This is a genomic window from Bradyrhizobium sp. USDA3010 (assembly GCF_056429065.1).
In genome coordinates this window covers 1-14,395 of record NZ_JBWJZD010000058.1, presented here as the reverse complement: position 1 = coordinate 14,395, position 14,395 = coordinate 1, and the positions used below count along the sequence as shown (strand labels likewise).

The window sequence follows — 14,395 nt, the reverse complement described above, 5'->3', positions numbered from 1 at the left end:
GCGGGCATTCAGGTCCGTATCGATGGTATCCCCCGACCAAAATCATTTACTCAACGCGCATTCCGATCGCCTGCGCGAGCTTGCCGCCTTGATCCATCCCAGCCGTTTGGCCGGCCATCTTGATGGGCTCCTGTCGGAGGCCACAGTACTGCAGTTGCAGAAGACTCCGAGGCTGCAGCAAAGACTGGCCGAATTGCTGCTGAAAAGTGAGGAGGCCTCGAACGGAACTGACTGGGGCAGGGACGTTCTGCTCGGGCATGATCCGCGTCGGGCGGCGCTGCTCGCTGGCAGTATCTGGCACGCCCGCTCGGTGCTGAAGCTTGTGTCAAAGCATGATGTGGCGATCCTGATCGAAAATATTGGTGCGGAAGCACATGCTTTCTCAATCCGACACTTATCTGGCGCGGTCGCGACCACATCGATTGTCGATCCGCATAAACTATCGAGCCAGATTGAACATGACGGACATGCCTGCCTTGGTGCCTGGCTCAAGGACGCATCAGAGCTTGACCGTGTGCGCGTCCTTTTCCGTTTACCTGTGGGGACCGCCGCCGAATCCCCAGCAGCCGAACACCACAACGCAGCGAGTCGTTTGCTGTCTTTGGTGGTAGCCCACTTGGCCAGCAAGGCGCCAGCGGCATGACGGCCGATGAAATAGCCCGGCCAGACAGCCCACGGATACGGCCGCTTGGTCCACTCATACCAGCCGCGGAACTCGGCATCTGGTACGATGCGGTGCAGACGTGTGCGCTAGCCGACCGCTATCTACGGCAGGTTCGCAGCTGGGCAAGCAAAGCCCATCAGCAAGAGCGGGAGCGCGGCCACAGCGAGGGTCTTAGGTCAGGATCGGACGAAATGGCACAGCTGATCGCCCGAGCTGCTTCCGATGTGGCCCGGCGAAAAGCCGTTCTGCAGCAGGAGTTGCCACAGCTCGTCCTTGAGATATTGACCGACCTACTGGGCTCCTTTGATCCCGGCGAGATGCTGGTAAGGACCGTTCGTCACGCCGTCGAGCAAAGATATGGCAGCGCAGAAGTATGCCTTCACGTGTCTCCTGTGAACGCTGATGCACTAAGACATGAATTCCAGGCGTTCGACGGGACGGATGGTCGGCCGAGAGTCAGAATTGATCCGGACCCGGCTATGGGGCCTGACCAGTGCGTTCTGTGGAGCGAGTTCGGCAATGTGGATTTAGGACTTGCCGCACAGCTCCGCAAATTGCGTCTCAGGCTTGATCCGTCCTCTCAGGAAGGCGAATCGTGACGATGCAACGATCAGACCATGATCAAGCGGCCGGAGAGGGAGATTTGCATGCGGCGCTGGCATCTGTAAGGTCCGCAGCAAAGGACGTCGATACGCGGGCTGTGCGGGGACGGATCACGCGGGCGATCGGCACGTTACTTCATGCCGTATTACCAGGGGCCCGTGTCGGAGAACTTTGCCTGTTGCAGGATCACGCATCCGGATGGGCGCTTGAGGCCGAAGTCATCGGTTTGTTGCCGGATGGGGTTCTGCTGACGCCTATCGGCGATATGGTGGGCCTGTCACACCGCGCGGAAGTGGTCCCAACCGGGCGCATGCAGGAAGTGTCAGTCGGGCCCGGCCTGCTCGGTCGCGTGATCGACAGCTTCGGCCGTCCACTCGATGGCAAGGGGCCCATAAAGACGGTCCATACTTGTCCGCTCCGCGGCAGGGCACCCAACCCGATGAAACGGCGTAGCATCGAGCAACCATTTCCTCTCGGCGTTCGCGTGTTGGATGGGCTTCTGACGTGTGGCGAAGGTCAGCGGATCGGAATCTATGGAGATGCTGGGTGCGGTAAGTCGACGCTGATGTCGCAAATTGTAAAAGGGGCGGCCGCTGATGTCACCGTAGTTGCACTCATAGGAGAGCGCGGCCGCGAGGTGCGTGAATTCATTGAGCGTCATCTTGGAGATGCCATTGCGCGCACGATCGTTGTCGTTGAGACATCCGATCGATCCGCAATGGAGCGGGCGCAGTGCGCTCATATGGCGACCGCACTCGCGGAGTATTTTCGTGATCAAGGACTGCAGGTCGTTCTAATGATGGATTCGCTGACGCGCTTTAGCCGTGCGATGCGCGAAATCGGCCTCGCCGCGGGAGAACCTCCGACCCGGCGCGGCTTTCCTCCTTCCGTCTTTGCGCTGCTGCCCGGTCTGTTGGAACGTGCCGGTATGGGGGAGCGGGGCTCCATCACGGCATTCTATACAGTGCTTGTCGAAGGTGACGGCACGGGCGATCCGATCGCCGAAGAGTCGCGCGGCATCCTCGATGGTCATATCATTCTTTCGCGCGCACTGGCTTCGCGCGAGCATTTTCCCGCCATCGACGTGCTGTCGAGCCGAAGTCGTGTCATGGATGCGGTCGCCTCCGCGCCACATCGCAAGGCGGCCTCCGTCTTCCGCGATCTGCTCTCGCGCTACAATGAAGCTGAGTTCCTGATCAAGGTCGGTGAATACAAGCCCGGCAGCGACCCGCTGACTGATCGGGCAATCGAGTCAATCGAGGAACTGCGCGCATTCTTGCGCCAGGGACAGGACGAGCCGTCCAGCTTTGAGGAGACCGTTTCATGGATGTCACGTCTCACGGCCTGAATCCCGTGCAAGCGTCGAAATTGCGGCTGGTGAAAGACATGAGGGAGCGAAGCGCGCTTCGTGAATTGTCGAGCATGGAAGACAAGCGCCGAATTGCAGCCGACGCGCTGCAGCGGGCGTCTGAGGATCTTGAAGCCACGCAGAAGCATCGCGCCAAGGTCGAAGCTGAACTTTATCGGGAACTGGCGCAGCTCGAGACAACGTCCGTGACCGAACTCGATCGACGGTGTCACCTCGTCCTTGGGCGACTGGCAGCAGAGATCGAATCGGCGCGTCAGACGCTTGTGCAGGCACGCATCGCGCACGAGGAGACCCAGCGGGCGGTGAATGAAGCGCGGGCACTATGGGCCGGGCGTTCGGCGGCGAGCCAGAAATGGCAAGAGATTGAGGGAAATGTCCAGCGCGCGACCGCCGTCCGTTCGGAGTCTGCGGCCGAAATCGACGCCGACGATGAAGTTTTGCTCCGATATCAGGGTGGTTCGCGTAGCCAGACGATCGGCGGGGCATTCTAATGGCTGGTTCTGTTATGACGTCGCGAACTGCGCCTGTGCAACCTGTCGGTAAGTGCCGTGGCTGAACCCGCACTCTTTCAGCCAGCGGTGAAGCTCGCGCATGAGGTGGTCTCGTGGGTCAACGAGATTGCCGCACGGCGCACCGTCCTGCAGAGCCGCCTTGGCGACAAGCCGCTATCCATCCGTGTGAGCCGGCTTGTCTGGCAGGCCGAGCCATATGCCATGTCGATGCTCGACTGCGTATTTCGCGCCGGAGGCGAGACAGCTGTTTTGTCCTTGCCTCGCCTTCTCGTCGAGACACTGATTTCAACAGTCCAGCAGGGCCTTACTTTACCTTCCGACCCCACCCGCTCGCTCGTTCTCGAGCTTGCACTGGCACCCTGGATCGTTGGATTAGAGAACGTGCTCGCATCGAATGTGCAGCTGATCCGCATCGAAGACGCAACGGCGAAAGACCCCTATCTGGAGCTCGATGTTGCCATCGGAGCGCTGGCAGGAAAGGCCCGCCTGTTCTTGTTCGCGCCTCTTGACGGTCTGATTCCTTCTGCGTTCCGCTTGTTGGGCGAGTTGATTGGCCAATTACCGCGAGAGCAAGGCAAGATTTCGTCGGAATTGCCGGTCGTGATTGCGAGAGAGATCGGCTCGCTGCGGGCGCCTGTCAGGCTCCTTCGCCAAGCACAGCCCGGCGACGCACTGCTGCCCGACGTCATTCCCTTTGCCCATAGCCAGCTGATCCTCACGGCGGACAAGTTGTGGGCGCCGGCGCAGGCCGCGGACGACAGACTTGTCCTTCGCGGACCATTCCGCCTGCAGCCCCATCCTCTAAGGTATGTAGATATGACGATACGCTCCCAAACGGAACAAGCAATCCCGCCCTCGGAAGCCGACATCGACAGTGTTGAGATCACGCTTGTCTTTGAATGCGGCCGCTGGCCTATCCCGCTGGGTACGTTGAGAAGCATCAACGAGGGACACGTGTTCGAACTTGGGCGGCCCCTGGACGGTCCAGTCGATATTGTAGCCAACGGTCAATTGATCGGCCGGGGCGACATCGTGCGCATCGGTGAGGCGCTTGGGATCCGGTTACGTAGCAGGTTGGCAGTCAATGGTTGACATTCAACCGAGCATCCTTGCGCTTCTTGCGGCGACGGTCGGCCTTGGCCTGCTGGCGTTCGCAGTCGTCACAACGACCGCCTTCATAAAGGTTTCTGTCGTTCTCTTCCTGGTTCGCAACGCGCTTGGAACTCAGTCCATACCGCCGAATATCGTCCTGTATGGCGCTGCATTGATTCTTACCGTGTTCATAGGCGCTCCAGTGTTCGAGCAGACTTACAATCGCGTGACCGATCCGCAACTCCGCTACCAAACCGCCGACGACTGGTTGATCGCCGCCAAGGAGGGCAGCGAGCCGCTGCGCGCCCACCTCAAAAAGTTCACCACTGAGGAACAGCGCACGTTCTTCCTGTCATCGACGGAACATATCTGGTCGGATGAGATGCGCGGCAACGCATCAGCTGATGATTTAGCAATTCTCGTGCCGTCCTTTTTGATCTCGGAACTTAAGCGTGCATTTGAGATTGGCTTCCTTCTCTATCTTCCGTTCATCACGATCGACCTGATCGTGACGACAATTCTGATGGCCATGGGCATGTCAATGGTGTCACCAACAATGATATCCGTTCCTTTCAAGCTCTTTCTGTTCGTCACAATCGACGGCTGGTCGCGGCTCATGCACGGATTGGTGTTAAGCTACGCAACGCCCGGAGGTTGAGATGGACGAAGCCAGCATCCTCACCCACCTGAGCCGATCACTTGTCCTGTTCATGATCTGGGTTCTGCCGCCGCTCCTGGCAGCTCTCGTGGCCGGATTGGGTATCGGCATCGTGCAGGCAGCAACCCAGCTGCAGGATCAAACCTTGCCACTGACAGTGAAGCTCCTCGTCGTCGTCGCGGTGCTCGTTCTGTTTGCCCCGGTGCTGAGCGCGCCGCTAATCGAACAAGCCCAGCATATCTTCACTGAGTTCCCCGCGCTCACAGCGAGGTATTAGTGCGGGGAACGCAAGGCTGACCAAGCCTAAGCTATGGCGTCGCGTTTGTCTGTCCTCATTGTGAACCGTGACCAGAAGAGGCGAGTTTCGTCAGCTTACCGAAAGCTCGCCTCACTAGCATGGGACAGATAGATATCCGAACTGTCCTGTTCGGCTCGATGGGCCTTCGGAGGAGGAATGATCTCATCTGAAATTGACATCCACTCAATTCAAATCTTGCTCACGATGGAATGACCTGCGGTAAGGCCTGGCCTTCGATGTCTAACCTGGCGAGTTATCAACTAGGGGGACAGGCGAACCGCTTTGATCTCAAGCGGCCGCACGGTTTTGACGTTCTGATGGATCATGCCGCGATGAAGGTGCCGCCCGAGAGCGATCGCCGCAAACTGTTGAATTGATGGAAGCTCCGAAGCTCCAGATCATCAGCACCGCCCTGCGGCCGGTGAGACCCGAAGGAGCTTGGCTTGCTGGCCTTGCAGCGGCGCTATTCGGCGGGTCCTATCTTGAAATGGTCATACCTTATTGGCGACGCCGTGGCTGCGGAGAGTTAAAGCTCATGACCTGGCCCGGCGCTAGGTATGTCGCTCTGCAACCGCTAGGACACGAGGTAGATGACCAGCAGAGTGCTTGACGACTCGCATCATGGCGAGGCACGGGCGATTAGATTGGCTTGAAGCGAGCGGCGCGCTGAGATCAAATGGATGCGTTGTCACCCACCGAGACGCAAAGTCTGGTTCAGACTGCCGTCGAATTCGTCGTTGCGGCCGGACTTGGCGCGGCCAGGGCGCTTGGCATTATGCTGGTTCATCCGGTATTCACCCGGCCGCACATTAGCGGGATGATCCGCGCAAGCGCGACGGTTGTGATTGGATTGCCTTGCTTGATGCAAATCAAGAGCGGCTTGCAGACGCTGGATCCCGGTACCCGTATGATTGCGGTCGCGCTCCTCGGTGTGAAGGAGATATTTATCGGCCTATTATTCGGCTTTCTGCTCAGCATACCACTTTGGAGCATCCAAGCGATTGGTGACATCATTGATACCCAGCGCGGCATCTCAAGCCAGGTAGACGATCCTGCGACGCGCAGTCAAACCTCCGCAATGGGGCTCTTTCTCGGAACTGCGGCGGTTACGATCTTCGTTGTATCGGGGGGCCTGCAGACAATGGTCAGGTGCCTCTACGGAAGTTATCTGATCTGGCCCGTGTATCGACTGCTACCGCCCCTGACCGAGCAGGGGGCAATGGAGTTTATCAAGCTTCTCGACCATATCATGCATACGACCCTCCTGGTCGCCGGGCCCGTGCTGGCTCTGCTGCTTCTGATTGACGTATCCCTCATGCTGCTCGGGCGCTTTGCGCCGCAAATCAAGCTGAACGATCTCACTCCGACTATCAAGAATGCCGCCTTTGGCATCATCATGGTGAGCTACGCCGTCTTCCTGATCGAATATATGGGAGCCGAGATCGTTCAGTTCGACGGTGTGCTGGAGTGGCTCGAGAAGTTCTTGAAATGAACGACACGAGTGAAGAGAAAAAGCTTCCACCAAGTCACAAGAAGCTGACGGACGCGCGTAAGAAAGGGCAGAGCCCGCGCAGCGCCGACTTTGTGACCGCGGCAAGCCTTTGCGCTGGTTTCGGCTGCCTGTGCTTCAGGGCGGGCTCGATCGTAGACGCATGGCGCGAAGCCGTGCGGCTCATCGACAAGCTGCAGGGCCGGCCGTTCAACAGCGCGGTCGGGCAGGCGTTGGTCGGATTGATGGACCTTTCTATGGCAGCCGTAGCTCCCATCCTGGGTGCGGCGTTGGTTGCGGCCATCTTGGCCGGCGTCTTGGCCAACGGCGGGTTGACGATTTCCGTCGAGCCGTTGAAACCCAGTTTTGAGAAATTGGATCCGGTCAAAGGGCTGAAGCGGATTGTCTCCCAGCGCTCGCTTGTCGAGCTTGGAAAGTCCCTCGTCAAAGTATTGGTTCTTGGTGCCACGTTCCTCTTCACTGTGCTCGCAGGTTGGAGGGCACTGGTCTATTTGCCGGTGTGCGATTTAAGCTGCCTTGGTTTTGTCTTTAACGAGCTGAAAGTACTGATAACGATTGCTGCCGGCGCCTTTTTGATTGGTGGGCTCGCCGATCTGCTCATTCAGCGTTGGTTGTTCCTGCGCGACATGCGCATGACGCAGAGCGAGGCCAAGCGCGAGTCCAAGGAACAGGATGGTAATCCGCACATCAAGGGTGAACACCGCAGGATCCGTCGCGAGTCGGCGAACGAGTCTCCGCTCGGCATCCACCGGGCAACATTGATACTGAGTGGACCGGCGACGGTGATTGGGCTGCGCTACGTTCGGGGCGAGACAGGCGTCCCGGTGCTGGTGTGCCGCGGTGAAGGCGCGGTGGCGTCACAGTTACTGGCGCAGGCGCGGGCCCAGCGTCTGAGCATTGTCGAGGATCATGTGTTGGCGCGGCAGCTGATCCGCAAAGGTGCGATGGGCAAGGCCGTTCCGATGGATTGTTTCGAGAGAGTCGCAAAGGCGGTGTTTGCCGCCGGCCTTGTATAGCGTCGATACGCTCAGACCTTCGGGCAAAGACCCTATGTCGCAGAACCTGGTACAAGCTGCGCGATCCAAAAACAACGGCCGAGCAAAGACAGGATTCCAGGAGCCTCGTCGGCCCATCGCAAGACTGATATGGAAACCAGAGTGTCCAGCGTCGTTCGTCCTGCCCGGATGTTGCGAGCCGCTTATTGGGTTTCTGGCGCCCCCCTGTTTTGGGTTCCAACCTCCAAATTGCTGCGATTGCCCGTCGCCGCGGGCCCACGAGCTGTGATGGGAAGCACCGCACGATCACCGCTGGTCGGCATGACGGCGCCATTGCCTAGCAGGTCGCCAGGATCGTTGACCATGACTGCGAGGTTATTGCGGACTGAGCAGCCAAGCGTTGGATCGAACGAATTGTCGCCTAGAGAAGGGCCGGTGACAGCGAGCGGCGGACAGACGGCAGGATGTGCTTCGTAGGTAATTGCCTCGATCCGGACCCCGAAATGTGCGGGTAGATCGACGGGAGAGGCGGACAGGCGGATATTGTAGGGGGCAAGGCCCATCGCGCGCGCCTCATGGGCAACCTGCGCTACGAGCCGCGGTGAGCCGGCGACGTCGAGTTGGAGTGCATCGCGCCGGCCGCGGCTGGCATTCGCAATGAAATCCCGCAGGCCGTACCTCTCGTTGCGACGAAGATTTTGAAGCAGCAGGACACTGGTCTTCTGCTCCACCCGAGCCGCTTGTCCAGCCGGTCCGGAAGAAATCGCAGCACTATTTGCACATCCGCCAAGGGCCGCCGCAACTGCGATCAAAAGCCATAGGTGTCGCAAGGTCATTGGCAGTCCTCATTCAATGATAAAGCCGGCACCGACGGTTGCACCCGATCTGGCCGTGCCGGGCGCCGCCTCACGGCCCTTCGATGAACCAGCCAGCGTATTCGTCAGGGTGCGCCCTGCGTCCGAAGGCGGCCCGATGCGATCAGTTGGAGCGCTCATCTTGCCCGGGCCAGATCCCGGTCGGACGATGTAGGGAGTGACAATGATGACCAGTTCGGTCTCCTGCTTCTGAAATGAAGAGGAGCGAAACAGCACACCAAGGATCGGAACATCGCCTAACCAAGGAAAAGTGTCGATGTCGGTACTGAAATTGCGCCTGATGAGCCCCCCAATGGCGAAGCTTTGACCGCTGGCAAGCTCGACGACAGTACTGGCACGACGCGTGGAGAGGCCGGGCACCTTTATTCCGTTGACGTTGACCTCGCTTTCTTTCGACAGTTCGCTGACTTCAGGCTTCACATGGATATTGATCTGATTATTGCTGAGGACGGTTGGGACGAACTCTAGGCTGATTCCGAATTGTCGGAATTGGACCGAGACTTGCCGGTTGTCCTGCATCACCGGAATCGGAAATTCGCCACCTGCCAGAAAACTTGCGGATTCCCCGGACATGGCGGTCAGGTTCGGTTCAGCCAGGATCGAGGCGAGGTGCTCGCTGGCGAGTGCGTCGAGAATAGCGCTCAGGCTGGTATTGCCAGCGCTGTACCCGATGCCGATCGTGCCGCCGCCGCGGGCCGGCCCGGAACCGCCACTTTTTCCGGTGTTAAGGAAAGCGCCGTTCGGACCGGAAGCCGTGAAGTTGATATTGAGGTCCTTGACGGCAGTGCGGGAGACTTCTGCCACCCGCACACTCAGATTCACCTGCAGCGAACCTGCCACCTGAATCTTGTTGACGACCAGCGCACCCGGACCGAGAAACTGCTCGGTCACCTTCCTGGCCGTCTCGACGATATCGGCGTTGGGAGCCGTACCGCCAAGGATTGCGCCGCGTGGGGTATAGCTGACCTGGATCGGATAATCGCCGATCTCGGCCTTCAGCGTGGCACGCAGGTCCTCGATCGGCTGGGTGACAACGACGCGCAGCTCGGCGAGAGCCTCGCCGTTTTCGTTCAAGGCGAACAGGCTGGTTCGTCCGGATTTTTTGCCAAATACGAATATCGTGCTGCTCGATGGCGCCTGATAGTCCGCGATCGCCGGGTCGGCAACAAAAATGCTCGCTGCCGGCGCGTTCAGATGAACCGTCTTGCCCTGTGAGGAGATGAGGTTGAGCGTGCCGGTGGTGCTGCCAGGCGCCGCACGTGGCGGCGGCTCTCCTTTGCCGTCCCGTTTTGTCTCGGCTGCGCCGGCAAGCGGAAATAGCAGAGCAAGTCCGCACAGGACGTAGCACAAGCGGGGCAGAGCGGCAGAGCGTTGCGCGGTCATGACCATCGGCGGCAGATTGGCGCCGGCAGCATTCTTGACTACCTTCAAGGGATTGTTGCTTTCAAGTTAGATTGCTAGGCAGCCGATGCCGCGCCGACGAGTTCAAGGGTGTAGCCGACCCCGCGCGCGGTCTTGATCCTGAGCGTCGCACCGGCCTGGTTCAAATGCGCGCGTAAGCGATAAATCCCGACTTCTAGCGCGTTGGTCGAGACCTCGTCGTCAAACGCATACAAGCTATCTTCCAGCGATGTGCGCGGCACGGTGCGGCCGGCGCGGTTGAGCAGATGTTCGAGAATGCACACTTCGCGCCGCGCAATTCTCAGTATCCGGCCGCCAACCGAGACTTGCCTTGCGATCGGGTCGAAATGCAGATTGCCGAATGTCACCACTGGCGCCGTCATTTGCGTCGATCGTCGCAGGATGGCTCGCATGCGGGCGATGAGTTCGTCGATAGACACGGGCTTGGGCAGGAAATCATCCGCACCTGCATTGAAAGTCGCAATTCGGCGGCTGAGATCATTGAGACTACTCATCATCATCGCCGGCATTGATCGTCCCTCGCGCCGCAACTGCTTCAGCCAATCCAGTCCGTCTCCGTCGGGCAAGACAGATTCGAGCAGGACCATGTGGTAGTTCGCGCATTCCAGCGCGGCCGACGCCTCATCCAGTGTGCGCGTCACATCAACGGCGAAGCCGCAATTCAAGAGCGCTTCCTTCACGGCGCGGCCAAAGTCCGCATGATGATCAACCAGGAGAATTCGCATTCATTGCCTCTCGTCCATCCTCGGCAGGACTTGAGCGTGTCACGGTTGACCATGTGGCTCGGTGGGCGGCCGCTTTGACGTGAATTCGAAAAGTCGGAAATGCCAGGATGGAGCATAGTGGCAGGCGATCAATGTCTGCCGGTCTATCGTCATCGGATAGGCGGCCTGCCGCGCATCGCGTCCGCCGGCGACACCGTTCAAAAGACCCCGCATGTCGGCTCCGCGATTTCCAACAAGGTTGAAAGCCTTGGCAGCGCGCTGATGCATCTGTGGGCCGAGGCCGCCGCCTGCCGGAGCGATTGCGCCAAACCGCGCGAGTGAAACGAAATCGCAGGCGAGAGCGGCTGAATTGGCCGAACAGACTAGCGAAGTTGACATTTGGAAACTCCCCCAATTCGTCTTAATCCGCGGTCGGTCCTGCTAGGCTGTTGAGCCTGTAGTGTCGTCAAGCCACGACAATGCAAGGTTTTTCGCGTTTTAAGACAGTTCACGCGCTGTGCATCTGGCCGATGTGCTGGAAGAAGCCGAGATGCACGACGAAAGATCAATACGCCTGTCGGCTGGATAGGCATCCTCTCGTTGGCCGGTGATTGCCGCGCAAGGTGCCAACCGTCCAGAAGTGCGGTCGCGCCGAAGTCCTCCCATGCCGCCGTGGAGCGAATGCTGCGAACGAAGGAGGAATCGAGTCCGGCGTTGCGAGCGCGCATCGCCTGAGGTGGTTACGCAGGCTCCGTGTCGTCACACGGGGTAAACCACGAAACAATGATCTGATCTCGAACTCGGCGTGTGACCGGCATGGACAAAATTGCGACTGCTCGCGCTCTTCTCGCCCGCTGGATCCTGGCCTGGCTACGCGTGGGGCGCGTCGTCCTCCACTGTGCGCACAGGCGATGCGCGATGTACGCTCTGAAGAGAAGCCATCGAGTAGTGTAACGAGGCGGAGCGGGCGTGCATTGAGTTTTTGAGACGTTCGCAATTCTTGCTACCTGTCAGGAAGAGTTCACGCGAGCGGGCTCTGTCGCGAGACTGTCGGAAATCCTACAATCTGACGCTACGTGAGATTCAAGTGCCTTTGACGACTGCTTGTAGCGGTACCATCAGGCTCGAAAGCATTGTGAGATAACGGCGACACAGTGTGGACCAGACCATCGACCTGCGCATGGCGGTCTTGCGCTATCCAGGTCGTGAGCATTCCGCCGTCCGATCAAGCTCAGCGCCAGAGCCATGGATGTGCACGAAGAGCCAGTCGTTCGTGCCAGGCTTTGGGCAAAGCCATGGCATCACAATCGGACGATCGATGGATCCGCCTCATGCGTGGCAATATTGCGGGAAGACCGGGGCAGGTATGCGTTCACGTGACGGGCATGGGCTAACAGCCGAGATGCGGACGAGCGATCGCGCGAGCCAATTTGATCATCAAGGAACTGAGGAGAGAATCGATTGCCAGACGTCATTTTGAATGCTGCCTCCATAGGTCGCGGTCGACTATGAGGGGCTTAGGTGTGACCAGCAAAATCGATTGTTTTGATGGAACACATCCAGGTGACGGATCGGCCTTGCTGCAACTGTATCGCCTGTCGCAGACGAGTGAATAGCTGAAGCGATCGCGGCCAAAGCGTTGATTGCGCGTTCAATGTCAGGTCGAGCTAGCAAAAGGGGCGATGCGTCGCGTTCAGAGGTTTACCTCATCGGGCCTCCGGCCACGCATGACGGCCACTAACTAATTGATGCCGTGCGATGTCGGAACGCAGCCAAGATACCAGGATGCCTCGAACGGCCAGCTCCTCCCGACCGTCGTAGTGCGACTTTCCCTCTCGGAGCCCTCAACCGCCCGTAGCGCATTGCGTAGGGGGCTGCCCCGTTCGATCGGCGAGTTGATCAGACAACGGTCGCGCCACGCCCTATGCTCAAACTGTTACGCGAGAGGTGTGCCGTGCTCCAGGTCTACCTTGAGGTGGTTGTCTTGGTGCATGAACCCGAATGAACCTGCTAAATGGCGCGGTCGACAGAGTATCTATTCATTACTCCCGCGCTTGTAGGGATTTGCTTCGCTGGCGGTGCGATAGTTCTCAAATTGCCGCCCAGGAACAGGCGCTCAGTCTCTCGGGTTGGAGTTCTGCCGAGTGAGCACATCAAATCGACGTCCCCGTCGATGTGGTCCGGATCGTCGGCATTCATTCCAAGACCGATGCTGCTCAGCACGTCGTCAGGCGTCCAGACCGCGGACTTCGGTACCGTGTAGGTGTGCAGCGCGTCCGCATTGTTGGCGATCGCTCTCGCCCAAGTATCGCGCGAAACGGCGAGTTTTTCCGGATCCTCGACCAACGATACGAAGGCAGATGTGGTCGTCTGGCCGCGCATATGCCAGCCAGCTTGGCGCGCCCGGTCCAGAGGATAGCGCTCTAGCGGGTATACAACGGAAGAGTGATCCCGAGCCGTGTTACGGACATGCGATATTGCGCTTGTGTGTTCTTCCTTGCGCGGCTCGGCAATCGCTGTTCTGATTCTGAAAGCGCCGCAGTGTGACATATGACGAGCCCGCCACGCCCTCGAATACGCGGTCCCGATCGACGGAGGTGCAGTCGCCGGTGACCAACGCGCCGATTTCTGCTCGGCAAGGTTGATCTCGTTCCGGAGCGCTTCAAGAGTGGCACCTGTCAGTGTTGCGGCAAGTTGGGCGCGCGCGCTGACAAATGATGTGGCTGGATAGCAGCCGGCTTCCGGGGCCGCCTGGTTCGACGCAGACGACGACGTGCCAGTTGTGGAGCTTGCCACTGACGAGACTGAATCCGACCTTGGCAAAACCGAATCCTGGTCATTGAGGTCCAGGTCATCCAGCTGCTGCTCAAAGCTTGCTTGATTCTCGGAACTGTGTGTGGGGTGCGCTGGTCTGGGCGCTAAGCTCGTCTGATTGCCTGTCGATCCGGCTCGGCTGCTGCAGCACGTCGTGAACCTCGAATGGAGTGTCGGCGGCATTCCGGGGATCAACATTCATTTCAGTCTCCATTCGAGTGCCGGCGATTGGCGCAGACTATTGCAGGCGCAGCTTTCGAGAAGCTGACGGATCAGGCAGGAAGCCATTTGCCTTGGCCTTTGAGGTGAGCCGGATGGATTTGGTCAGTGAGGCGATCGTCAGCCAGAAGGAAGACGCGCAAAGCCAGGGATCACAAGTCGGCGCTGTCTTGTGCTCTCTGTCGTTGCTGTTTCGAATGAGCCGAGATCGGGTCCCTTGACTGAGCTCGTTCGGACCGCCGCGCCAGGTTCGCTCCACCACCACCTCTTTGCGGGTACGCCCTCTGGGGCAGCAGTCCTTGCCCGGCTATCGCATGGACAAGCTGGCGGATGCGAGGGGCCGCCGTGTTCTTCTCAAGTTCTCTCGGCCGTCGGACCTGCAATGGACGAGCGCGACCGGCTGCCGTTTTGTGGTTTCCAAGCGGCCGACGCTCGATCAAATCGTTCTAGTCGATTTCGCACGGGGGCGAGCCGCTTTAGCAAACCTGACCTACGAGGTTGTGACGTCGGAATAGCCGTTACAACCACTTGCGCCTAGCCCGTCCTATTCGTGAGAGTGCGGCTTTTGGGCCCGATTGATGCGGCCGTACATCTGCTCTGACGAGGCGCACAGGATTGCCTTCGGCTTTTCACCGCCTGACGACCGGTACTTTGCAACGC

At 59.1% G+C, this 14,395-nt stretch carries 14 protein-coding genes; 10 read left to right on the top strand and 4 right to left on the bottom strand.

The window, feature by feature from the left end; all coding sequences use genetic code 11:
• Positions 1-22: 22 nt before the first annotated feature.
• The 9 genes from AC066Y_RS40110 to AC066Y_RS40070 all read left to right on the top strand — a co-directional run bounded on the left by AC066Y_RS40110 (position 23) and on the right by AC066Y_RS40070 (position 7,722).
• Entirely contained in the window at positions 23-643 is a 621-nt protein-coding gene (locus AC066Y_RS40110) for a nodulation protein NolU (RefSeq protein WP_478278662.1), read from the top strand.
• Complete coding sequence (gene sctL, locus AC066Y_RS40105; RefSeq protein ID WP_478278661.1) at positions 640-1,263, top strand: type III secretion system stator protein SctL; 624 nt, start codon at positions 640-642, stop codon at positions 1,261-1,263. Before AC066Y_RS40110 ends, sctL begins: the two co-directional genes overlap by 4 nt.
• Positions 1,260-2,615, top strand: coding sequence for a type III secretion system ATPase SctN (gene sctN / locus AC066Y_RS40100; protein ID WP_456718431.1), 1,356 nt, complete (start codon positions 1,260-1,262; stop codon positions 2,613-2,615). The genes sctL and sctN overlap by 4 nt, the downstream gene beginning before the upstream one ends.
• Positions 2,591-3,127, top strand: coding sequence for a hypothetical protein (locus AC066Y_RS40095; RefSeq protein ID WP_478278660.1), 537 nt, complete (start codon positions 2,591-2,593; stop codon positions 3,125-3,127). The genes sctN and AC066Y_RS40095 overlap by 25 nt, the downstream gene beginning before the upstream one ends.
• 57 nt (positions 3,128-3,184) lie before the next feature.
• Positions 3,185-4,240 (top strand): type III secretion system cytoplasmic ring protein SctQ, encoded by a 1,056-nt coding sequence (gene sctQ, locus AC066Y_RS40090; protein WP_478278659.1) that lies wholly within the window; start codon positions 3,185-3,187, stop codon positions 4,238-4,240.
• Positions 4,233-4,898 (top strand): type III secretion system export apparatus subunit SctR, encoded by a 666-nt coding sequence (gene sctR, locus AC066Y_RS40085; RefSeq protein WP_050420712.1) that lies wholly within the window; start codon positions 4,233-4,235, stop codon positions 4,896-4,898. The genes sctQ and sctR overlap by 8 nt, the downstream gene beginning before the upstream one ends.
• Position 4,899: 1 nt before the next feature.
• Entirely contained in the window at positions 4,900-5,175 is a 276-nt protein-coding gene (locus tag AC066Y_RS40080; RefSeq protein WP_025038819.1) for an EscS/YscS/HrcS family type III secretion system export apparatus protein, read from the top strand.
• 697 nt (positions 5,176-5,872) lie between these two features.
• Positions 5,873-6,688, top strand: coding sequence for a type III secretion system export apparatus subunit SctT (gene sctT / locus AC066Y_RS40075; RefSeq protein ID WP_478278658.1), 816 nt, complete (start codon positions 5,873-5,875; stop codon positions 6,686-6,688).
• Positions 6,685-7,722, top strand: a complete 1,038-nt coding sequence (locus tag AC066Y_RS40070; RefSeq protein ID WP_478278657.1) for an EscU/YscU/HrcU family type III secretion system export apparatus switch protein — start codon at positions 6,685-6,687, stop codon at positions 7,720-7,722. The genes sctT and AC066Y_RS40070 overlap by 4 nt, the downstream gene beginning before the upstream one ends.
• Positions 7,723-7,904: 182 nt before the next feature.
• On the opposite strand, the gene AC066Y_RS40065 is transcribed toward AC066Y_RS40070, so the two are convergent.
• The 3 genes from AC066Y_RS40065 to AC066Y_RS40055 are packed head-to-tail and all read right to left on the bottom strand — an operon-like array spanning position 7,905 to position 10,723.
• On the bottom strand, positions 7,905-8,537 hold the full coding sequence (locus AC066Y_RS40065; RefSeq protein WP_478278656.1) for a CpaD family pilus assembly lipoprotein: 633 nt from the start codon (positions 8,535-8,537) through the stop codon (positions 7,905-7,907).
• A gap of 9 nt (positions 8,538-8,546) precedes the next feature.
• Positions 8,547-10,007 carry a type II and III secretion system protein family protein gene (locus AC066Y_RS40060; RefSeq protein WP_478278655.1) on the bottom strand — a complete coding sequence of 487 codons (1,461 nt, stop codon included), beginning with the start codon at positions 10,005-10,007 and terminating at the stop codon, positions 8,547-8,549.
• 26 nt (positions 10,008-10,033) lie between these two features.
• Positions 10,034-10,723 carry a response regulator gene (locus tag AC066Y_RS40055; RefSeq protein ID WP_163152289.1) on the bottom strand — a complete coding sequence of 230 codons (690 nt, stop codon included), beginning with the start codon at positions 10,721-10,723 and terminating at the stop codon, positions 10,034-10,036.
• Positions 10,724-10,840: 117 nt separating this feature from the next.
• Here AC066Y_RS40055 and AC066Y_RS40050 point away from each other — a divergent pair, with 117 nt between their 5' ends.
• Complete coding sequence (locus AC066Y_RS40050; RefSeq protein WP_478278654.1) at positions 10,841-11,044, top strand: hypothetical protein; 204 nt, start codon at positions 10,841-10,843, stop codon at positions 11,042-11,044.
• 1,668 nt (positions 11,045-12,712) lie between these two features.
• Here the strand turns inward: AC066Y_RS40050 and AC066Y_RS40045 are convergent.
• The gene (locus AC066Y_RS40045) at positions 12,713-13,084 is read right to left on the bottom strand and encodes a hypothetical protein (protein ID WP_478278653.1); all 372 of its coding nucleotides are present in this window, start codon (positions 13,082-13,084) and stop codon (positions 12,713-12,715) included.
• Between the last annotated feature and the right edge of the window lie 1,311 nt (positions 13,085-14,395).

What these genes read in the sequence shown, in the direction of transcription:
- sctR (WP_050420712.1), top strand. Translation starts at nt 4,233, where the DNA reads ATGGTTGACATTCAACCGAGCATCCTTGCGCTTCTTGCGGCGACGGTC.
- sctL (WP_478278661.1), top strand. Translation starts at nt 640, where the DNA reads ATGACGGCCGATGAAATAGCCCGGCCAGACAGCCCACGGATACGGCCG.
- AC066Y_RS40055 (WP_163152289.1), bottom strand. Translation starts at nt 10,723, where the DNA reads ATGCGAATTCTCCTGGTTGATCATCATGCGGACTTTGGCCGCGCCGTG.
- AC066Y_RS40045 (WP_478278653.1), bottom strand. Translation starts at nt 13,084, where the DNA reads ATGCGCGGCCAGACGACCACATCTGCCTTCGTATCGTTGGTCGAGGAT.
- AC066Y_RS40070 (WP_478278657.1), top strand. Translation starts at nt 6,685, where the DNA reads ATGAACGACACGAGTGAAGAGAAAAAGCTTCCACCAAGTCACAAGAAG.
- AC066Y_RS40095 (WP_478278660.1), top strand. Translation starts at nt 2,591, where the DNA reads ATGGATGTCACGTCTCACGGCCTGAATCCCGTGCAAGCGTCGAAATTG.
- AC066Y_RS40065 (WP_478278656.1), bottom strand. Translation starts at nt 8,537, where the DNA reads ATGACCTTGCGACACCTATGGCTTTTGATCGCAGTTGCGGCGGCCCTT.
- sctT (WP_478278658.1), top strand. Translation starts at nt 5,873, where the DNA reads ATGGATGCGTTGTCACCCACCGAGACGCAAAGTCTGGTTCAGACTGCC.
- AC066Y_RS40080 (WP_025038819.1), top strand. Translation starts at nt 4,900, where the DNA reads ATGGACGAAGCCAGCATCCTCACCCACCTGAGCCGATCACTTGTCCTG.
- AC066Y_RS40110 (WP_478278662.1), top strand. Translation starts at nt 23, where the DNA reads ATGGTATCCCCCGACCAAAATCATTTACTCAACGCGCATTCCGATCGC.